14 protein-coding genes are annotated in these 20947 nt (G+C 71.1%); 4 read left to right on the top strand and 10 right to left on the bottom strand.

The features are described from left to right. Positions 1-65 precede the first annotated feature (65 nt). The 8 genes from ACH4SP_RS08605 to ACH4SP_RS08570 all read right to left on the bottom strand — a co-directional run bounded on the left by ACH4SP_RS08605 (position 66) and on the right by ACH4SP_RS08570 (position 13251). Entirely contained in the window at positions 66-3815 is a 3750-nt protein-coding gene (locus ACH4SP_RS08605; RefSeq protein ID WP_398411525.1) for a ThuA domain-containing protein, read from the bottom strand. Positions 3816-4162: 347 nt separating this feature from the next. Further along, complete coding sequence (locus ACH4SP_RS08600) at positions 4163-5185, bottom strand: sugar phosphate isomerase/epimerase family protein (protein ID WP_398411521.1); 1023 nt, start codon at positions 5183-5185, stop codon at positions 4163-4165. 15 nt (positions 5186-5200) lie between these two features. Next, positions 5201-6412: a Gfo/Idh/MocA family protein gene (locus ACH4SP_RS08595; protein ID WP_398411519.1), complete on the bottom strand. Its 1212-nt coding sequence runs from the start codon at positions 6410-6412 to the stop codon at positions 5201-5203. Between the two features lie 61 nt (positions 6413-6473). Further along, a complete protein-coding gene (locus ACH4SP_RS08590; protein ID WP_398411515.1) occupies positions 6474-7535 on the bottom strand; it encodes a substrate-binding domain-containing protein in 1062 nt (353 codons plus the stop codon). 55 nt (positions 7536-7590) lie between these two features. Next, positions 7591-8631: an ABC transporter permease gene (locus ACH4SP_RS08585; RefSeq protein WP_398411513.1), complete on the bottom strand. Its 1041-nt coding sequence runs from the start codon at positions 8629-8631 to the stop codon at positions 7591-7593. Further along, the gene (locus ACH4SP_RS08580; protein WP_398411854.1) at positions 8628-10139 is read right to left on the bottom strand and encodes a sugar ABC transporter ATP-binding protein; all 1512 of its coding nucleotides are present in this window, start codon (positions 10137-10139) and stop codon (positions 8628-8630) included. Before ACH4SP_RS08580 ends, ACH4SP_RS08585 begins: the two co-directional genes overlap by 4 nt. A 736-nt stretch (positions 10140-10875) precedes the next feature. Further along, positions 10876-12057 carry an ROK family protein gene (locus ACH4SP_RS08575; RefSeq protein ID WP_398411511.1) on the bottom strand — a complete coding sequence of 394 codons (1182 nt, stop codon included), beginning with the start codon at positions 12055-12057 and terminating at the stop codon, positions 10876-10878. A 225-nt stretch (positions 12058-12282) separates the two neighbouring features. Continuing rightward, positions 12283-13251, bottom strand: coding sequence for a beta-ketoacyl-ACP synthase III (locus ACH4SP_RS08570; RefSeq protein WP_398411509.1), 969 nt, complete (start codon positions 13249-13251; stop codon positions 12283-12285). Between the two features lie 227 nt (positions 13252-13478). Here ACH4SP_RS08570 and fdhD point away from each other — a divergent pair, with 227 nt between their 5' ends. After that, a complete protein-coding gene (gene fdhD, locus ACH4SP_RS08565) occupies positions 13479-14309 on the top strand; it encodes a formate dehydrogenase accessory sulfurtransferase FdhD (RefSeq protein WP_398411504.1) in 831 nt (276 codons plus the stop codon). An 82-nt stretch (positions 14310-14391) separates the two neighbouring features. Here fdhD and ACH4SP_RS08560 read toward each other — a convergent pair whose 3' ends face one another. Beyond that, the gene (locus tag ACH4SP_RS08560; protein ID WP_398411501.1) at positions 14392-14796 is read right to left on the bottom strand and encodes a (2Fe-2S) ferredoxin domain-containing protein; all 405 of its coding nucleotides are present in this window, start codon (positions 14794-14796) and stop codon (positions 14392-14394) included. Next, positions 14793-15824, bottom strand: coding sequence for a bile acid:sodium symporter family protein (locus ACH4SP_RS08555; RefSeq protein ID WP_398411852.1), 1032 nt, complete (start codon positions 15822-15824; stop codon positions 14793-14795). Before ACH4SP_RS08555 ends, ACH4SP_RS08560 begins: the two co-directional genes overlap by 4 nt. A gap of 111 nt (positions 15825-15935) precedes the next feature. On the opposite strand from ACH4SP_RS08555, the gene ACH4SP_RS08550 reads away from it, so the two are divergent. The 3 genes from ACH4SP_RS08550 (at position 15936) to ACH4SP_RS08540 (ending at position 20917) form a co-directional block, all read left to right on the top strand. Beyond that, positions 15936-16832 carry a LysR substrate-binding domain-containing protein gene (locus ACH4SP_RS08550; protein WP_398411499.1) on the top strand — a complete coding sequence of 299 codons (897 nt, stop codon included), beginning with the start codon at positions 15936-15938 and terminating at the stop codon, positions 16830-16832. Positions 16833-17211: 379 nt separating this feature from the next. Further along, positions 17212-19011, top strand: coding sequence for an AMP-dependent synthetase/ligase (locus tag ACH4SP_RS08545; protein WP_398411497.1), 1800 nt, complete (start codon positions 17212-17214; stop codon positions 19009-19011). A 295-nt stretch (positions 19012-19306) separates the two neighbouring features. Continuing rightward, the gene (locus tag ACH4SP_RS08540) at positions 19307-20917 is read left to right on the top strand and encodes an ABC-F family ATP-binding cassette domain-containing protein (protein ID WP_398411494.1); all 1611 of its coding nucleotides are present in this window, start codon (positions 19307-19309) and stop codon (positions 20915-20917) included. Positions 20918-20947 lie beyond the last annotated feature (30 nt).

Here is a 20947-nt window from a genome sequence, read left to right as displayed (position 1 = left end):
AAGGGAAGGACGACACCTCCCCTCCCCACCGCCTGTGGCGCAGAAGCGCGGAACTCCCCCTCCTGCTAGGGCAGTTCCTTCAGCTGGATGTCGCGGAACGACACCTGGTCGCCCGCCCCGTGGTTCTGGAGGCCGAAGTGGCCGTCCGCCAGGCTGCGGGCCGGGTCGGTGTTGGTGAAGTCGTTGATCTTCGCTCCGTTGAGGAAGATCTGCAGGCGTTCACCCTGGACCCGGATCTCGTAGGTGTTCCACTGGCCCGGCGGGCGCAGCACCCGGTCGCGTTCCTTCAGGTTCGCGGATTTGAAGGAGTAGACGGAGCCGGTGGTGCGGTCCGGCGCGTCGGTGGCGTCGATCTGGATCTCGTACCCCTTGTTGACGGCCGACCACGGGTCGTCGGAGGCCGGGAAGCCCACGAACACACCGGAGTTGTCGTCGTCGGTCATCTTCCAGTCGAGTGTGAGGGAGTACGACTTGAACTCCTTGGCCTGGTACCAGAGGAGGCCCATTCCGCCGTCGGAGCGCAGCTCGCCGTCGACCACGTTGAACTTGCCGGGCCCCGCCTGCTTGAAGCCTTCCAGGGTCTTGCCGTTGAACAGCGGCCGGTAGCCGGTCTGCGGCCTGCAGTCGGCCTTGACCTGTCCTGCCGCGTAGCGCAGTCCGCCCAACAGGTGCTGGCGGAAGGCCGGTTCGGCGTAGGACTCCTTGGTGTGGCCGCCTCCGGTGTAGAAGGAGCGGCCGCCCTCGTACGTCTGGCACCAGGCGATCGGGTGGTCGCCCTTCATGGTGCCGCCGGTGTACGTCGTCTCGTCGAGCGTGGCGAGGACGCGGGCCTTGCCCCGGGGGTTGGTGCGGTAGTTGTACCACTCGTCGGTGCGTTCCAGGGAGTCGCCCAGGTGTCCGGTCGACGGGTGCGCGCGGTCCTCGACCCGTACGGTCGCCTTCTGGATCTGCGGGTGGGAGGCGAAGTACGCGCCGACCAGACCGCCGTAGAAGGGCCACTCGTACTCGGTGTCGGCGGCCGCGTGGACGCCGACGTAGCCGCCGCCGGTGCGGATGTAGTTCTCGAACGCCTTCTGCTGGTCGGCGTTCAGAACCTCACCGGTGGTGGACAGGAAGACGACCGCGTCGTAGCGGGCCAGGTTGCTGGTGGTGAACTGGGCTGCTTCTTCGGTGGAGTCGACGGTGATGTTGCTGGTCCTTCCCAGCTCCTTCAGCGCGGCGACGCCCTCGGGGATCGAGTCGTGGCGGAATGCACCCGTCTTGGAGAAGACCAGGACCCGCTTGGCCGTCCTGTCCGGTGCGCTGCTGGAAAGTTCGAAGTCGTCGAGGTCGTAGAGCGCGCCGGGGCCGCCCTTGAAGACGAGGAAGAGTTCGGTGGTCTTCCCGGGGACGTTCCGCAGCGGTACGTCGACGTCCTGGAAGATCTCCCAGCCGCCGGTCACCGGGATCGGCGCCGAGCCGAGGATCGGGCCCTTCGCCGATCCGGTACGGACCTCAAGGAAGCCGCCCGCGCCGCCGGAGGAGATGCGCGCGGTGAGCTTGGTGGAGCCGGTGAGGCGGTAGGGCTTGAAGGAGATCCAGTCGTCGTTGTCGATGTCGCCGACGGTCTTGCCGCCGCGCGCCGCCGCCTTGTCGTAGATCTTGATCCCCGACTGGGCGTTGAAGTGCTCGGCCTGCCGGTGCCTGGGCTGGAGCTGGGCCTGGTCGTGGCTGGTCAGCGGGGCCTGGCCGCCGCCGCCCGCATCCGTGTACTCGGCGTCGAAGACTCCGAAGATGTTGGCGTTGGGGTCGTGGCTGCCGTCGGCGGAGGTCTTGATGGTGCCGGAGCAGCCGTTGGCCGAGGTGATCGGGTGGCCGTGGCTGTCGTGGCCGAGGATGTACGTGACCTTCACCTTGGCGCAGTCGATCGGTCTGCCGCCCGTGCCGTCCTCGGCGTCGGTCACCTTCACCTTGAAGGGGATCTCGTCTCCGAAGGTGAACAGCGTTCCCTCGGCGGGGAGTTCGAGCGTCACCTTGGGTGCGGTGTTGCCGACGACGACGTGCGCACTCGCCGAACCGGTGCGGCCCGTCGGGTCCTTCGCCGTCACGGTCGCCGTGTACGTGCCGTTCTTCTTGTACGTGTGGGTGGGGTTCGGATCCGTGGAGGCGGGCGTGCCGTCACCGAAGTCCCAGCTGTATGTGAGGGCGTCGCCGTCGGCGTCGGTGGTGCCCGCCGAGGAGAACGCGACCTTCAGCGGTGCGGTGCCCGAGGTCTTGTTCGCGGTGGCGACGGCGGCCGGGGAGCGTCCGCCGGTGGCATTCTCGATGCGGTACAGGGCCGAGTTCTCGTCGCCGCCGAACCAGGCGGTTCCGTAGTCGAGGACGTACAGCGCGCCGTCCGGGCCGAAGGCGCTGTCCATGACCTGGGTGCCGGTCCACGGGAACGGGTTGATCTTCTGGACGGTGCCGTCCTCGCCCTGCTCGATCCGCTTGATCCAGCGGCGGCCGAACTCGGTGGCGAAGAAGTCGCCGTCGTACGCCTCGGGGAACTTCACGGGAGACGGGTTCGCCGCGTCGTAGCGGTAGACCGGGCCGCCCATCGGGGACTCCGAGCCGGTGCCGAACTCGGGCACCGAGCCGCCGTCGTACGGGATCCAGGCGGCCTGGGCCGGCGGGAGGTCGACGAGGCCGGTGTTGTGCGGCGAGTCGTTCTTGGGGGCCGCGCAGTCGAAGGCGGCGCCGGAGGTCTTCGTGGCGAAGTCGTAGTCGACGTACGGCTGGTTGTTGCCGGTGCAGAACGGCCAGCCGAAGTTGCCGGGCTTGGTCACGCGGGCGAACTCGACCTGTCCGGCCGGGCCGCGCTTGGGGTCGGCGGCGCCGGCGTCCGGGCCGTAGTCACCGACGTAGAGGATGCCGGTCTTCTTGTCGACGCTGAAGCGGAAGGGGTTGCGGAAGCCCATCGCGTAGATCTCGGGGCGGGTCCTGTCCGTGCCCGGGGCGAAGAGGTTGCCGGTGGGGACGGTGTACGAGCCGTCGTCGGCGACCTTGATGCGGAGGATCTTGCCGCGGAGGTCGTTGGTGTTGCCGGAGGAGCGGCGGGCGTCGAAGGCCAGGTTGCGGTCGGGGCGCTCGTCGATGGGGGTGAAGCCGTCGGAGGCGAAGGGGTTCGAGTCGTCGCCGGTGGAGAGGTAGAGGTTTCCCGCGGCGTCGAAGTCGATGTCGCCGCCGACGTGGCAGCAGATGCCACGGGTCGCGGGGACGTCGATGACCTTCTTCTCGCTGGCGTTGTCGAGGGTTCCGTCCGCTTTGAGGACGAACCGGGAGAGCCGGTTCACGCCGTCGAACTTGGCGAAGTCGGCGGCGGTGCCGTTCTCGGGGGCGTCGCCTGCGGGGGTGTCGAGGGGTGGGGCGTAGTAGAGGTAAAGCGCCTTGTTCTGGGCGAAGTTGGGGTCCAGGGCGATGCCCTGGAGGCCCTCTTCGTCGTGCGAGTAGACGGGGATCTTGCCTACGACTTTGGTGTTCCCTGCCGCGTCGGTGGCACGGAGCTCGCCGCTGCGGGAGGTGTGCAGGACGGTGCGGTCCGGGAGGACGGCGAGGGACATGGGCTCGCCGGTCTCCTCGGCACCCTTGGCGAGGGTGATCTGCTGGAATTCCTCGGCGGCCGGCGCCTTGGCGGCGGCGGGGGCTTTTGGTTCGGCGGGGGTGGGTTGCGCTGCTGCGAGTTGGGGAGCCGTGAAGGCGAGGAGGGTGCCGGTGAGGAGGGCCAGGGAGCGGCGGATTCTGTGGGCTCTTTGGGCTCTGTGGGTTCTCTCGGATCTGGAGCGCTTTCTGTGCACGGGGTCCTCCGGAGTGAATGGCCGGGCGGAACGGGCGGGGGCTCCTGCATGGGGGACAGGAGTCGCGTGTCATGTACACATCGTGGTGGACGGTAGCTGCGTTTGTACGGGGCCGAAAGGGCTTGCGGAGCAAAGAAGTTGAGCTTTCCCCCGGGCGTGGACAAAGTGCGGGCACGTTGCTCGACACCTAGCCCCCTTGGGCAGCGGGGCCGCCCCCGGGGGCGGAACGGGTGGGCAAGGGGGCGGGCCCCCGCGCGGAGCCCCGCCCCTCGTTCCAGCTCGCGCTCGCCCCGGCGGGGGCCAGCGTCCCGGGCTGCGCCCGGTGCACGGACTGCGTCCGCGCGTCCTCAAACGCCGGACGGGCTGGGGTTTCCCCCTCCGAACGCCGCGTCGAACGCCGCCCCCGGCGGATCGAAGTCGAAACGCTTCAAGTGCGCCAGCGCCTCCGGCGCCCCCGCCAGCCGGTCCATCCCCGCGTCCTCCCACTCCACCGAGACCGGCCCCTCGTACGAGATCGAGCGCAGCATCCGGAACACGTCCTCCCACGGGACGTTCCCGTGCCCCGCCGACACGAAGTCCCAGCCCCTGCGCGGGTCCCCCCACGGCAGGTGCGAGCCGAGACGGCCGTTGCGGCCGTCCAGCCGCATCCGGGCCTCCTTGCAGTCGACGTGGTAGATCCGGTCGCGGAAGTCGTACAGGAAGCCGACCGGATCGAGGTCCTGCCAGACGAAGTGCGAGGGGTCGAAGTTCAGGCCGAAGGCGGGGCGGTGGTCCACCGCCCCGAGGGCCCGCTGCGTCGACCAGTAGTCGTACGCGATCTCGCTCGGGTGCACCTCGTGGGCGAAGCGGACGCCCTCCGCGTCGAAGACGTCCAGGATCGGGTTCCAGCGTTCGGCGAAGTCCTCGTACCCCCGGTCGACCATGCGCTCCGGGACCGGCGGGAACATCGCCACCAGGTGCCAGATGGACGATCCGGTGAAGCCGACGACCGTACGGACCCCGAAGGCGGCGGCCGCCCGCGCCGTGTCGGCCATTTCCCCGGCCGCCCGTCGCCGTACGCCCTCCCCCTCGCCGTCGCCCCAGATGCGGGACGGCAGGATCGCCTGGTGGCGTTCGTCGATGATGCTGTCGCAGACGGCCTGGCCGACCAAGTGGTTGGAGATCGCCCAGCACTTGAGGCCGTACTTGTCGAGGAGGGCGTGCCGGGAGTCCAGGTAGGAGGGGTCGGCGAGCGCCTTGTCGACCTCGAAGTGGTCGCCCCAGCAGGCGAGTTCGAGACCGTCGTAGCCGAAGTCACGTGCGTACGCACAGACTTGTTCGAGCGGCAGGTCCGCCCACTGGCCGGTGAAGAGGGTGAAGGGGCGTGGCATGGCAGGTCCTCCTGATCAGCGCGGGGCGGGCGTCGGGGAAGGCGTCGGGGAAGGCGACGAGGCGGGCGTCGGGACGGGTGTGTAGACGGCGTTCTTCTGCGCGCTCTCCTCCACCGCGGCCAGCACCCGCTGCACCTGGAGGCCTTCCGCGAACGACGGTTGCGGGTCGGTTCCGGTGGCGATGGCTTCGAGCAGGTCGCGGGCCTGGTGGACGAAGGTGTGCTCGTAGCCGAGTGCGTGGCCCGGCGGCCACCACGCCTTGAGGTAGGGGTGGCCGGGTTCCGTGACCAGGACGCGGCGGAAGCCGGCGGACTGGGCGGGTTCGGTGTGGTCGTGGAAGGAGAGCTCGTTGAGGCGTTCCAGGTCGAAGGCCAACGAGCCGCGCTCACCGTTGAGTTCGAGGCGGAGGGAGTTCTTGCGGCCTGCCGCCATGCGGGTCGCCTCGAACGAGGCGAGTGCCCCGGAGGCGAGCCTGCCGGTGAAGAGCGCCGCGTCGTCCACGGTGACCTCGCCCCGCGGAGCGGGCGCGTCCGGATCCGGCCAGGGCCGTGATCGTACGAACGTCTCGGTCTGCGCGGACACCCCCACCACCGGCTCCCCCGCCAGGTACTGCGCGAGGTCCACGATGTGCGCGCCCAGGTCGCCCAGCGCTCCCGAACCCGCCCGGTCCCGCTGGAGCCGCCAGGTCAGCGGGGCCTGCGGGTCGACCAGCCAGTCCTGGAGGTAGGCGACGCGGACGTGGCGCAGCGCGCCGATCCTGCCCTCGGCAATGAGGATGCGTGCGTACGAGATCGCCGGTACGCGACGGTAGTTGAAGCCGACCATCGCCAACTGACCGCGCTTGCGGGCATGTTGGGCTGCGGTGTGCATCGACTCTGCCTCCTCGACCGTATTGGCGAGGGGCTTTTCGCACAGGACGTGCTTGCCCGCTTCCAGCGCGGCGATCGCGATCTCCGCGTGGCTGTCGCCCGGGGTGCAGATGTCGACGATGTGCACGTCGTCCCGTGCGATCAGGGCCCGCCAGTCGGTCTCGGCCGCCGCCCAGCCGTGCCGGTCCGCCATCGCCCGCACGGCGCTCCGGTCGCGCCCGCAGACCGCTGCGAGTACGGGGCGGGTGGGCAGGTCGAAGACCCGGCCCGCGGTGCGCCAGCCCTGGGAGTGCGCGGCGCCCATGAAGGCGTAGCCGACCATGCCGACGCCGAGCGTGGGGGGTTCCGTCTCTTCCATCCGGGTCTCTCCTTGTCCGTCGTGGCTTGGCACAGTGCGATGGGCACAGGGCGGGCAGCGGTCAGCTGAAGCCCTGGGGCAGGTACTCGTCGACGTTGTCCTTGGTGACGACGGCCGAGTAGAGGGTCACCGAGGCGGGGATCTCCAGCTCCGCCATGCCGCCGACGCCCTTGCCCTGGCCGAGCGCACGGGCCAGGTCGATGGCCGATGCGGACATGGTCGGGGGGTAGAGGACGGTCGCCTTGAGGACTCCCGTGTCGGCCTTGATGGCATCCATCGCGGCCTTGGCACCCGCCCCGCCGACCATCAGGAAGTCCTTGCGGCCCGCCTGGGCTATGGCGCGCAGCGCGCCCACTCCCTGGTCGTCGTCGTGGTTCCACAGCGCGTCGAACTGCGGCTGCGCCTGGAGGAGTTGGGCCATCTTGGCCTGACCCGACTCCACCGTGAAGTCGGCGGCCTGGCGGGCGACCTTCTTGATGTTCGGGTAGTTCTTGAGGGCGTCGTCGAAGCCCTGGGTGCGGAGCTTCGTCAGTTCGAGGCTGTCGACCCCGGCGAGTTCGATGACCTTGGCGTTCGGCTTGTTCTTGAGCTGCTCGCCGATGTAGCGGCCGGCGTTGAGGCCCATGCCGTAGTTGTCGCCGCCGATCCAGCAGCGGTACGCCTGCTGGGAGGCGAAGACCCGGTCCAGATTGACGACCGGGATGCCCGCCTTCATGGCGGCGAGGCCGATCTGGGTGAGGGCCTTGCCGTCGGTGGGGAGGATGACCAGGACGTCGACCTTCTTGTTGATCAGGGTCTGGATCTGGCCGATCTGGGCGGCGGTGTCGTTGGAGCCCTCGGTGATGTCGAGGGTGACGTCGGAGTACTTCTTGGCGCGTTCGCGGGCGTTCACGTTGATCGCGTTGAGCCAGCCGTGGTCGGCCTGCGGTCCCGCGAAGCCGATGGTGACCTTCTTGCCGGGCTTGTCGTCGGCGGCGGGCTGGTTCTTGGTGGCGGGCCCCTCCTTCCCCGCGGGCTCGTTGCTGGTGCAGGCGGCGAGGAGGGCGGTCGCGGAGACGGCGGCACCCCCGAAGAGGATCCCTCTGCGGCTGGTTCCCCTGCTGGTTCCTGAACTTTGCGGCATGACGGTCTAACCCTTCGGCTCGGGTGGTCAACTCAACTGATCCGTACGGGCGTTGCTAGGTGGCTTCGCCGCGTACGGTGCGGCGCTGGACCAGGACGGCGGCGACGATGATCGCGCCCTTGGCGATCTGCTGGACGTCGCTCTGAAGGTTGTTGAGGGCGAAGATGTTGGTGATCGTCGTGAAGACGAGGACTCCGAGCACCGAGCCGACGATGGTGCCGCGTCCGCCGGTGAGCAGGGTGCCGCCGATGATCGCGGCGGCGATGGCGTCGAGTTCGTACAGATTCCCGTTGGTGTTCTGGCCGGAGCCCGACAGGACGACCAGCATGAAGGCGGCGATGCCGCAGCACAGACCGGACAGCAGGTAGAGGTAGAGGCGCTGGCGGCGTACGTCGATGCCGGCGAGCCGGGCGGCTTCCGCGTTGCCGCCGACCGCGACGGTGCGGCGGCCGAAGGTGGTGCGGTTGAGGATCAGCCAGCCGACGACGGTGACCAGGGCGAAGACGATGACCAGGGGCGGGATGCCGAGGACGTACGCGTCGGGCACACCGAGGTCGAGGACCGACTCCACGGTCACGATCTGGGTCCTGCCGTCGGTGATCTGCAGGGCGAGGCCGCGGGCCGATGCGAGCATGGCGAGGGTGGCGATGAAGGGCACCAACTGGCCGTAGGCGATGAGCAGTCCGTTGACCAGACCGCAGGCGGTGCCGACGATCACCGCGGTGAACAGGATGCCCGCGAAGCCGAACTCCTGGGTGGCGAGGGTCGTCGCCCAGACGGAGGCGAGTGCGACGATCGCGCCGACGGAGAGGTCGATGCCGCCGCTGGTGATGACGAAGGTCACGCCGACGGTGACGACGCCGATCACCGACGCCTGGGTCAGGACCAGTTGGAGGTTTCCGGTGTCCAGGAACTGATCGGGTTTGGTGATGCCGCCGACGGCGATCAGCACGGCGAGCACCCCGAGGAGGGAGAGGTTGCGGACGTCGAGACGCAGCCCGACGGCCCGCCAACCCCCCTGCCTTGAGGGCGACTTCACGTCCTTCTCCCGGTGCGGCTCGACGCCGGACGCGTCGGAGACGTCGGACTGCGTCATGAGACGGGGCTCCCTTCCATCACGAGGTCGAGTACGCGGTGTTCGTCGAGTTCGTGCGCGGGCGCGGTGTGCACGAGGCGCCCTTCGCGCAGGACCAGCACCCGGTCGGCGAGTCCGAGCACCTCGGGGACCTCGCTGGAGACGAGGAGCACGGCGAGGCCCTCGTCGGCGAGGCGGCGGATCACCGCGTACAGCTCGGCGCGCGCGCCGACGTCGACTCCGCGGGTCGGTTCGTCGAGGAGCAGGACGCGGCAGCCGCGCAGCAGCCAGCGGGCGAGTACGGCCTTCTGCTGGTTGCCGCCGGACAGGGTGCGGATCCGGGCGTCGGGGTTGTCGGGCCTCAACGACAGTTCACGGGTGGCCTGTTGAGCGGCCTTCCGTTCGGCGGCACGGTCGAGCCAGCCGCCGCGGGAGAAGCGGGAGAGGGTCGACACCGAGACGTTGCGGGTGACGGATTCGAGCATCAGCAGGCCCTGCGCCTTGCGCTCCTCGGGGGCGAGCCCGATGCCCGCGCGAACCGCCGCACGGACACTCCCGGTACGCAACTGCCGCCCGTCCACCGCTACTTGTCCTGCGGTCGGCCTGCGCGCACCGTAGATCGTCTCCAGGATCTCGGAGCGCCCCGAGCCGACCAGTCCGGCCAGGCCGACTATCTCTCCGGGGCGTACGTCCAGGTCGAGCGGCTCGAACTCGCCCTGCCTGCACAGACCTTGGACACGCAGCACGGGCGGGGTCGTCGGCGTGTCCGCGAGGGGCGTGGCATCCTCCTGTCCGCGCTCCGGGAAGACGTACTCGACGTTGCGGCCGGTCATCAGCGCGACGATGTCCCGGGTGGGGGTGGCACGGGCGGGCAGTCCGACGGCCACCGCACGGCCGTCCTTGAGGACGGTGACGCGGTCGCCGATGCGGCGGATCTCCTCAAGGCGGTGCGAGATGTAGACGACGGCGACTCCGTCGGCGGTGAGGGCGGCGACGATCCGGAAGAGGTTGTCGACCTCGTCGGGGTCGAGGGCCGCCGACGGTTCGTCCATGACGATGAGGCGTACGTCGTGGGAGAGCGCGCGGGCCATCGAGACGATCTGCTGCTGGGCGGCGGACAGCGAACCGACGAGGCGGGCGGCGGCGATCTCGGGGTGGCCGAGGCGGGCGAGGAGCGCGGTGGCGGCGGTGCGGGCGGCCCGGCCCCGTACGACAAAGCCCAGGCTGGTCGGCTCGTGGCCGAGGAAGACGTTCTCGGCCACGGACAGGCCCTCCACCAGGTCGAGTTCCTGGTAGATGGTGGCGATGCCGAGTCGCATGGCGGCGATCGGCGACTTCAGGGCGACGGTCTCGCCCGCCCAGGTGATCCGCCCGCCGTCGGGCTGGTGGGCACCGGCGAGCACCTTGATGAGGGTGGACTTCCCGGCACCGTTCTGCCCGAGCAGGCAGTGCACCTCGCCCGGCAGGACCTCCAGGTCGACGCCGTCGAGGGCACGGACACCGGGAAAGGACTTGGTGATGGCGGACATGGTGAGGAGCGGGGTGGAGGCGGGGCCGACCACCGGGGCCGCGGCGGTGCCGGGCCCCGGGACGTCCTCGGGCACGGGCCCGCCGGACTCCGGGGGACCGTCCGGCGGGGGCGCCGGCGGAGATGGGTGCTCTGGTGCCATGACGTTTCCCCTCGGCGGATACGGCCGTGAGCGGACAGGGCGGTGCCAGGTGCGGGCCCGCGCGGGCGCGGGCGGTGCGGGGCGCGGGTTGTGCGGCTTCCGGGTGGCGCGGAGTGCGGACGGTGCACGGTGCGGGTGTCGCGCTGAACGGGCGGTGCCAGGTGCGGGTGGCGCGGAGTGCGGGTGGTGCACGGTACGGGCGGTGCGTGGTGCAGGCGGTGCACGGTGCGGAGTGCGGACGGTGCACGGTGCGGGCGGTGCGGAGTGCTGGCGGTGCACGGTGCGAGCGGTACGCAGTACGGGCGGTGCGTGGTGCAGGCGGTGCACGGTGCGGGCGGTGCGGAGTGCGGGCGGTGCCTGGCGCGGTTCGCTCAAGGTGCAGGCCACACGCGGTGCAGCCCGACCCGCTCGCACTCCACACCATCCGCTGCAGCCGGTGCTGGATGCGGATCGGGCCGGGTGCGCGGAGTCGGCCGGACGTGGTGCGGGTGGTACTCGGCGCTGGTCCTGGTCGATGCGGGTGAGTGCGGATTGTGGGTGAGTGTGCGGGTTGGGGGGATGCGGATCGGGGTGGTGGGGCGTACGGGGCCTTCGGTCAGGCCGGGGAGAAGACGTGGTCGCTGATCAGGCGGGCGGCGCCGATGACGCCTGCAGCCGGGCCCAGCTCGCCCAGGACGATGGGGAGGTTGCCGGTCGCCAGCGGCAGCGACTGGCGGTAGACCTGGGTGCGGACGCTGGCGAGGAGGTTGTGGCCGAGGCCCGTCACCCCGCCGCCGATCACCACCAGGCCGGGGTTGAAGAAGCTGACCAGGCCCGCGATGACCTGGCCGACCCGGTTGCCGCCCTCGCGGATGAGGGCGAGGGAGGTCGCGTCACCGGCCGCCGCCGCGGCGGCCACGTCGGCGGCGGTCAGGTGGCCGGCCGCGTCGAGGCGGCCCGCCAGTTCCACGGAGTGGCCCGCGTGGGCGGCCGCCTCGGCGTCGCGGGCCAGCGCGGCGCCGCTGAAGTGGGCTTCCAGGCAGCCCCTGTTGCCGCATGCGCAGGGGCGTCCTTCCGGTTCGACCTGGATGTGGCCGATGTCGCCCGCGCTGCCCGTCGTACCCCGGTAGACCTCGCCCGCGACGACGATGCCGCAGCCGATGCCGGTGCCGATCTTGACGCAGAGGAAGTCGCCCACGGAGCGGGCGACGCCCGCGTGCTGCTCCCCCATCGCCATGAGGTTCACGTCGTTGTCGACCATGACGGGGCAGCCCAGTTCCTGGCTGAGCGCCTCGCGGACCGGGAAGCCGTCCCAGCCGGGCATGATCGGCGGGGCGACGGGGACGCCCTCGGGGAAGCGGACCGGGCCCGGGACGCCGATGCCCGCGCCGTCGAAGCCCTCCGCGATGCCGGAGGCCTTCAGTTTGGCGGCCATGGCGAGGGCCTGTTCGAAGACGGCGACCGGGCCTTCTCGTACGTCCATGGGGTGGTTGAGGTGTCCCAGGACCTCCAGCTCGGCGTTGGTGACGGCGACGTCGATGGAGGTGGCGCCGATGTCGATGCCGAGGAAGCGGAGTCCGGGGGCGAGCCGGATGTTGTGCGAGCGCCGGCCGCCGCGCGAGGCGGCGAGTCCGTCGGCGACGACGAGCCCCGTTTCGAGCAGCCGGTCGACCTCGACGGCGAGCTTGGAACGGGAGAGGTCGACCTGGTCACCCAGCTGGGCACGGGAGTTGGGGCCGCCGTCGCGCAGCAGGCGGAGCAGTCGCGCCTGGTGCGCGTTCGCGGGTCGAGCCGTCATGCGCCTCACGTGCCCCTCCTGCCTCATCGGCCTGCCTCGGGCTCGCCCTGTCGACGGGCCGGGGCGGGCTTTGGAGGGGAACGTAGCAGCGGCTGCCGGGACTGGGAAGAAGTTGCGCGGGAATCCGGTGCAACTTTCTCCAGACCGAGGACAAAGTCACGGCACCGGCTCGACAGGCCCAGGATCCAGGGCCCTGGAGACGTAGAGCCCTAGAGCCCGAGGGCCCTAGGGGCAGCGCACGACCTGCCCCGCGTACGACAGGTTGCCGCCGAAGCCGAACAGCAGGACCGGTGCGCCGGAGCGGATCTCGCCGCGCTCGACCAGCTTGGAGAAGGCCATCGGGATGCTCGCAGCCGAGGTGTTGCCCGAGTCGACGACATCGCGGGCGATCACCGCGTTGACCGCGCCGATGCGCTGCGCGAGGGGCTCGATCAGCCGGAGGTTGGCCTGGTGCAGGACGACCGCCGCCAGCTCGTCGGGGGCGACCCCGGCGCGCTCGCAGACCGTGCGGGCGATCGGCGGGAGCTGGGTGGTGGCCCACCGGTACACGGTCTGGCCGACCTGTTCGAAGCGCGGGGGCGTGCCCTCGATCCGTACCGCATGACCCATCTCCGGTACGGAACCCCACAGCACGGGGCCGATCGCGCCCGCGTGCGTGGCCGCGAAGCCGCCGTCAGCCGATTCGGCCGCCTCGACGACCGCCGCGCCCGCGCCGTCGCCGACCAGGACGCAGGTGGAGCGGTCGGACCAGTCGGCGATCTCGGTCATCTTGTCGGCGCCGATGACCAGCGCCCGGGTCGCGGACCCGGCCCGGACCGCGTGGTCGGCGGTGGCCAGCGCGTGCGTGAAGCCCGAGCAGACGACGTTGAGGTCCATGACGGCGGGCGAGCCCATGCCGAGGCGGGCGGCGACCCGGGCGGCCATGTTCGGCGAGCGGTCGATGGCCGTGGAAGTGGCGACCAGGACGAGGTCGATGTCGGCCGGGTCGAGACCGGCCGAGGCGAGTGCCTTGGCCCCGGCGTGCGCGGCGAGCTCGTCGACCGGCTCGTCGGGCCCCGCGACGTGCCGGGTCCTGATGCCGACCCGGCTGGTGATCCATTCGTCGCTGGTGTCGACCAGCTTCGCCAGGTCTTCGTTCGTGAGCACCTTGGCCGGTTGGTAATGCCCGAGCGCAACGATCCGTGAACCGGTCATGCGGCGCCTCCACCCCTCATTGCGGACAGTCGGAGCGTCCCAGTCTTCTTTGTGACTCACCGGTACGAGGGTGCGTGAATCAACAGCATTCGCCACCCGGACTTTGGAGCTTCCCGCCCACCCCACGGACAATGAACGTCGCCGTACGCACCTCCACCCGCTTCTTCGCTCTCTTTACCTTCGTCACCCTTGTCATCCTCTTCACCTTCGGGCAGGACTGATTCACCATGGGCCGGGTCACCGCACGCCGCCGCGTCATCCGCATCAGGGACGGGGCCGTTTCCGCCCGTCCGGACACACTGGTGGCGGAGGAGCCGCTGGAGATCCGGCTCAACGGGAAGCCACTGGCCATCACCATGCGCACGCCCGGCGACGACTTCGCGCTGGCCGCGGGTTTCCTGGTCAGCGAGGGTGTGCTCGGCGACGGGGCGGAGGTCGCGAACATCGTCTACTGCGCGGGCGCCCAGGAGGACGGTGCCAATTCGTACAACGTGGTGGACGTCAGGTTGGTTCCCGGGACGCCGGTCCCCGACATCACCCTGGAGCGCAACGTCTACACGACGTCCTCGTGCGGGCTGTGCGGCAAGGCCAGCCTCGACGCGGTCCGCACACAGGCCCGCTTTGCGATCGCGGACACTCCCCCGGTGCGGGTGACTCCCGAGCTGCTGTCGTCCCTGCCGGACCGGCTGCGCGAGTCCCAGCAGGTGTTCGACAAGACGGGCGGGCTGCACGCCGCCGCGCTGTTCTCCGACACCGGGGAGCTGATCGACGTACGGGAGGACGTGGGGCGGCACAACGCGGTCGACAAGCTGGTGGGACGGGCGCTGACGGACGGACGGCTGCCGCTGTCGCGGGCGATCCTACTGGTGTCCGGGCGGGCGTCGTTCGAGCTGGCGCAGAAGGCGGTGATGGCGGGGGTACCGTTCCTGGCCGCGGTCTCCGCGCCGTCGTCACTGGCCGTGGACCTGGCGGCGGAGACGGGCCTGACGCTGGTCGGCTTCCTGCGCGGGCCGAACATGAATGTGTACGCGGGTGAGGAGCGGATCCTCCTGCCGTAACGGCCTCGTGCCCCCGCTCCTCACGTCCCTCGCATCTCCCGCGTCCCTCACATCTCTCGCGTCCCCGCGTCCCCGCGTCCCGTCAGCGCCTCTTTGAGGCGCGGTTCTCGACAGGTGCCGGGAAGAACTGGAGCTCCAGCGTCGCGGGCGGCTTCGCGATGCCGGGGCCGCCCGCCGCGACCCAGGCCAGGATCTCGTCCGTGGCGTCGTCGTCGAGCGCCCAGCCGACCCAGGCCGCCCGGCCGCCCCGGCGGCGCCCCTCGGTGGACGGCTGGACGACCACGACGTTCGCCTGTCCGCAGGGGCCGAGGCAGTCGCTCGTACGGACGACCAGGCGGCCGGCTGATCCCGCCGCGGCCTCGCGGAGGCGGGCGAGCTGGCCCGCGTGGTCGGTGCCGGGGTGCTTGCGGGCGTCGCCGCAGCAGCAGCCCCTGCACACGGTGAGGGCGCAGGGGCGGGAGCCGAAGGTACGTATCGCTGAGGTCACCCGGTGATCTTGCCAGCCACCGGCTCGGGGCGGAGTGACGGGCCCCGCACGTCCTGCGGAACCACGTCCCTGCCGCGTCTGCGGGCGATCACCGCGCAGACCATCAGCTGCATCTGGTGGAACAGCATTAGCGGCAGTACCGCCAGGCTCGCGTGCGCCCCGAACAGCACGGTCGCCATCGGCAGCCCCGCCGCCAGGCTCTTCTTCGACCCGGCGAACTGGATCGCCACCCGGTCCGCCCGGTCGAACCCGAGCCGCTTCGGCCCGTACCAGGTCAGCCCCAGCATCACCGCGAGCAGTACGGCCTCCACGGCGACCAGCACCACCAGCTGGACCGGGGAGACCTGCTGCCAGATGCCCTGGACCATGCCGACGCTGAAGGCCGCGTACACGACGAGGAGTATCGAGCCCCGGTCGAAGTAGCTCAGCCCCTTCTTGTGCCGGGTGACGAGGCCGCCGATCCAGCGGCGCAGCAACTGCCCGGCCAGGAACGGCACCAGGAGCTGGAGCACGATCTTGAGCAGCGAGTCCATGGAGAACCCGGCCGAGCCGCCGCTGATCAGCAGCGCCGCGAGGAGCGGGGTGACGAGGATGCCGAGGATGCTGGAGAAGGATCCGGCGCAGATCGCGGCGGCGACGTTGCCGCGGGCGATCGAGGTGAAGGTGATCGAGGACTGGATCGTCGACGGCACCAGGCAGAGGAAGAGCAGGCCGTTGTAGAGCTCGGGTGTGAGGGCGTACGGGACGAGGGCCCGACCCGCGAGTCCGAGCAGCGGGAAGGCCACGAAGGTGGCGGCGAGGACCGTGAGGTGCAGCCGCCAGTGCTTCAGGCCCTCCACCGCCTCCGCCGTCGAGAGCCGCGCGCCGTACAGGAAGAACAGGAACGCGACCGCCCCCGTCGTGAGGTGCCCGAGCACCGTCGCGGCCGTGCCGGACGCGGGCAGCAGAGTGGCGACGACGACGGTGCCGACCAGCGCGAGTATGTACGCGTCGACCGGCAGCCAGGAGGGCGGCTTGAGGCGGTTCATGGACGTCATGGTCCCTCTCCGCCCCCTGATCGGGAAACCCGCACACCGCGCTGACTGTTATCGCCGATCGCGATGGCACAGCAGGTGGGGTGCGCGCTAGCGTCACGTCGTATGTACGAACCCACGCATCTGCGGACCTTCCTCGCGGTGGCCCAGACCTTGAGCTTCACCCAGGCCGCGCGCCGTCTCGGACTGCGCCAGTCGACGGTCAGCCAGCACGTGCGGCGGCTGGAGGACGGGGCCGGGCGGCGGCTGTTCGTCCGGGACACGCACCGGGTCGCGCTCACCGAGGACGGTGAGGCGATGCTCGGCTTCGCCCGGACCATCCTGGCCGCGCACGAGCGGGCGGCGGCGTTCTTCACCGGGACGCGGCTGCGCGGGCGGCTGCGGTTCGGGGCGTCCGAGGACTTCGTACTGACCCGGCTGCCGGAGATCCTGGAGACGTTCCGGCGCGACCATCCGGAGGTCGATCTGGAACTGACGGTGGAGCTGTCGGGCATTCTGCACCGGCAGTTGGAGAGCGGCCGGCACGATCTGGTGCTGGCGAAGCGGCGGGCCGACGACACGCACGGGGAACTGGTCTGGCAGGACCGGCTCACCTGGATCGGGGCGCCCGGACTGCGGCTGGACGCGGAGCGTCCTGTTCCGCTGATCCTCTTTCCGGCACCGGCGATCACCCGGGCACGGGCCCTGGAGGTGCTGGAGGCGCACGGCCGGGACTGGCGGATCGCCTGTACGAGCGGGAGCCTGAGCGGTCTGGTGGCGGCGGCACGGGCGGGGCTCGGGGTGATGGCGCACACGCGGGGGCTGATTCCGCCGGGGCTGGCTGAGGTGCCGGTGCGTGGAGGGGCGTCCGGGCGCGGTGGGGCCGCTGTCGCGCTGCCCGATCTGGGCACGGTCGACTTCGTGCTGCTGCACGGGAGGAGGAGGCCGGCGGCGCAGGGGGCGGCGGAGGCACTGGCGGAGGCGATCCTGGCAGGGGCGGACCGGCTGCACAGGGGCGCGTGAGGGAGGGCGCGGGAGCGGGGCGCGCGGCGGCGCGCGGGAGCCCTCCCCGGTGCCCAGCAGGGCGGAACCGTCGCGCAGTGCGCAGTCGCGTCCCTGCTCAGCGGCCGTTCCGGCGGTCTCGGCCGGTTCCGCCCGAGCGGGGACGCACTCGGGCCGGTCGAGCGTCCGTCAGGCCGTTCCGGTTCCCGGGGGCGCGCACCCGTAGCCGCCCGGTGGCTGCCGCGTACAGATTCCGTGGAGATTCCGCTCGGCCCGACTTACTCGGAAGTAAGGTCGCCGTCCGAGCCTCCCGCACCGGGGGTGCATTGGGGTACCGTCACCGGCGCCGTGCGGAGCGCTACAAGGAGTCAGGTCATTGCGCGAGTTCACTGTCCCACCCATGGCTGCGTCTCCTCAGGTCGGCGGACTGGCGGACGTCGTGTTCAGTCACGCCGAGGAGGACCCGCACCGGGTCGCGCTGGGCCGCAAGTCCGCGGACGGCCGCTGGCAGGACGTGACGGCCGCCGCCTTCCGCGACGACGTGATGGCGCTCGCGAAGGGGCTGCTCGCACAGGGCGTTCGGTTCGGCGACCGCGTCGCGATCATGTCCCGTACGCGCTACGAGTGGACGCTCTTCGACTTCGCGCTCTGGGCGGTCGGCGCGCAGCCCGTGCCGGTGTACCCGACCGCCTCCACCGAGCAGGTCTTCTGGACGCTGCACGACGCGGAGGCGGTGGCGTGCCTCGTCGAGCACGAGGACCACGCGATGACGGTGGCCTCCGTGATCGACCGGCTGCCGCGACTGCAGCGGCTGTGGCAGCTGGACACGGACGCGGTGGACGGACTCGTCGCGTCCGGCGCCCAGATCGACGACGACGTGGTGCACCGGCACCGCCGTGCGGTCACGCCCGACTCTGTCGCCACCGTCATCTACACGTCCGGCACCACGGGGCGCCCCAAGGGCTGTGTCCTCACGCACGCGAACTTCATGACCGAGACGGACACCGTGATAGCCCGCTGGGAGCCGGTCTTCCGGTCCTCCCCCGGCGACGAGGCCTCCACCCTGCTCTTCCTCCCCCTCGCGCACGTCTTCGGGCGGATGGTGGAGGTGGCGGCGGTGCGCGGCAAGGTGAAGCTGGGGCACCAGCCGGCCATGTCCGCGGGGGAGTTGATACCCGACCTGGCGGCCTTCCGGCCCACCTTCATCCTGGCCGTCCCGTACATCTTCGAGAAGGTCTACCACGCGGCCCGGCGGAAGGCGGAGACGGCGGGAAGGGCCGGCCCCTTCGACAAGGCGGTGGAACTCGCCGTGCGTTACGCGGAGGCGGTCGAGCACAAGGCGTTCGGGACGGGCCCCGGCCCCTCCGCCTCTTTGAGGATGCAGCACCAGCTGTACGAGAAGCTGGTGTACGGCAAGGTGCGCGACGCGATGGGCGGGCGCGTGCGGCACGCGATGTCGGGCGGCTCCGCGATGGAGCGGCGGCTCGGACTGTTCTTCGCGGGTGCGGGAGTCACCATCTATGAGGGTTACGGGCTGACGGAGTCGACGGCGGCGGCGACCGCCAACCCGCCGGAACGCACCCGCTTCGGCACGGTCGGCCTCCCGCTGCCCGGCACGACGGTGCACATCGCGGACGACGGCGAGGTCTGGCTGCACGGCGGCCACGTCTTCGCGGGCTACCTCAACGACCCGGCAGCGAGCAGGGCCGTCCTGCACGACGGCTGGCTGTCGACGGGCGACATCGGGGCGCTCGACGAGGACGGCTACCTCACGATCACCGGACGGAAGAAGGAGATCCTGGTGACGTCCGGCGGCAAGAGCGTGTCACCGACGGGCCTGGAGGAACGGGTGCGGTCGCACCCGCTGGTCGCCCAGTGCATCGTCGTCGGCAACGACCGGCCGTACGTGGCGGCCCTGGTCACGCTCGACCTGGAGGCGGTCGACCACTGGCTGGCGATGCACGACAAGCCGCCGATGGCCCCGAAGGACCTGGTGCGGGACCCGGACCTGGAGATGGAGGTCCGGCGGTCGGTGGTGGCGGCGAACACGCTGGTCTCGCAGGCGGAATCGATCCGGACGTTCCGCATCCTGGCCCACCAGTTCACTGAGGAACAGGGCCTGCTGACGCCGTCGCTGAAACTGAAGCGGAAGGCGATCGAGAAGGCGTACGAGGTGGAGGTCAACGCACTTTACCGGTGAGGGGCGGTGGGGGCGGTCGCGAGTGGGGGCGGCGGCGAGCACTGGCCGCGGGGCTGGTGGTTCGTCGTGCGGGTGCGTCGTGGCTGGTCGCGCAGTTCCCCGCGCCCCTAAATGCCTGCCCCCGAGCCCTCGTGGGCAGCTGACGCCCCCGCCCCCGCCCCTCACGCCTAAATCCGCTCGCGCCCAGCCGCCCCTTCCCATACCCTCTCCCCCATGTCTACGCCCCGCGTTTCCTAGCTGAGGACCCACACCCACGCCACCCGTGTGTCCTCTTGCTGTTCCGGAGCGTAATTTCATGATCACCGTGCGCGGTGCCGACGTCCGTGTCGGCGCCCGACTCCTGCTGTCCGGCGTTTCCTTCCACATCGCCCCCGGCGACCGCATCGGCCTCGTCGGCCGTAACGGCGCCGGCAAGACCACCCTGCTGAACACCCTCGCCGGGCACCTCCCGCCCGCCGCCGGGGAGATCACCCGTACCGGATCCCTCGGGTACCTCCCGCAGGACTCCCGGGCCGCCGACCCGACGGTCTCCGTGACCGACCGGATCCTCTCCGCCCGCGGACTCGACCGTGCGGTGCGGGCGCTGCGCGCCGCCGAGTCCGCCATGGCGCAGGCCGCGGGCCCGGCCGACGAACGCCGGGCCATGTCCGCGTACACCCGCGCCGAGGCCCACTTCCAGTCCTGCGGCGGGTACGCCGCCGAAGCCGAGGCCGCCCGCGTCGCCGCCGGTGTCGGCCTGCCCAGCCCCCTCATGGACCGCCCCGTCGGCGACCTCTCGGGCGGTCAGAAGCGCCGCGTCGAGCTGGCCCGGATCCTCTTCGCCGACCACGGCACGCTCCTGCTCGACGAGCCGACGAACCACCTCGACGCCGACTCGGTCGGCTGGCTGCGCACCTTCCTGCTCTCCCACCGGGGCGGCCTCGTCGTCATCAGCCACGACACCGGCCTGCTCGCCGACACCGTCAACCGGGTCTTCCAGCTGGACCCGGGCCGGGCCGCCCTGGACGTCTACAACACCGGCTGGCACGCCCACCTCGCCCAGCGCGACGCGGACGAGCGGCGGCGCACCCGGGAACGGGCCGCCGCCGAGCGGAAGGCGGCCGCGCTGCACACCCAGGCGGACCGGATGCGGGCCAACGTCGCCACCGCCGTCGCCGCCAAGAACATGGCCCGGCGCGCCGACCGCATGCTGACCGACCTGGCCCCCGTACGCCGCAGGGACAAGGTCGCGAAGATCCGGCTGCCGGAGCCCGCACCGTGCGGGCGGACGCCCCTCGGCGCGATCAGCCTGACGAAGTCGTACGGGATCCACGGGGAGCAGCAGGTCCTGCGCGGTGTCGACCTGGCCGTGGACCGGGGCAGCCGACTCGTCGTCCTCGGCCTCAACGGGGCGGGCAAGACGACCCTGCTGCGCACCCTCGCCGGCCACGAGCAGCCCGACTCGGGTCGCGTCGTGCACGGGCACGGCCTGCGCCTCGGCTATTTCGCGCAGGAGCACGACACGCTGGAGGCGGCCCGTACGGTACGGGAGAACCTGGCGTCGGCGGCCCCGCACCTCGACGAGGGCGAGGCCCGGCGGGTGCTGGGGGCGTTCCTGTTCACGGGGGACGACGCGGACAAGCCCGCCGGAGTGCTGTCCGGCGGTGAGAAGACCCGCCTCGCGCTGGCGGGCCTCGTGCACTCCGGGGCGAACGTGCTGCTGCTCGACGAGCCGACCAACAACCTCGACCCGGCCTCGCGCGGCGAGGTGCTGGCCGCGGTCGGCTCGTACCCGGGGGCGATCGTGATGGTCACGCACGACGAGGGCGCGATCGAGGCGCTGCGCCCGGACCGGGTGCTCGTCCTGCCCGACGGGACCGAGGACCTGTGGAGCCCGGACTACCTGGGGCTCGTCTCGCTGGCCTGACGAGAGGGGCGGCGGTAAGGGGCGACCTCC

The sequence above is a fragment of the Streptomyces sp. NPDC021093 genome (assembly GCF_044333135.1).
In the GTDB taxonomy this organism is placed as follows: Bacteria; Actinomycetota; Actinomycetes; order Streptomycetales; family Streptomycetaceae; genus Streptomyces.
This window is presented reverse-complemented; position numbering and strand designations above follow the sequence as displayed.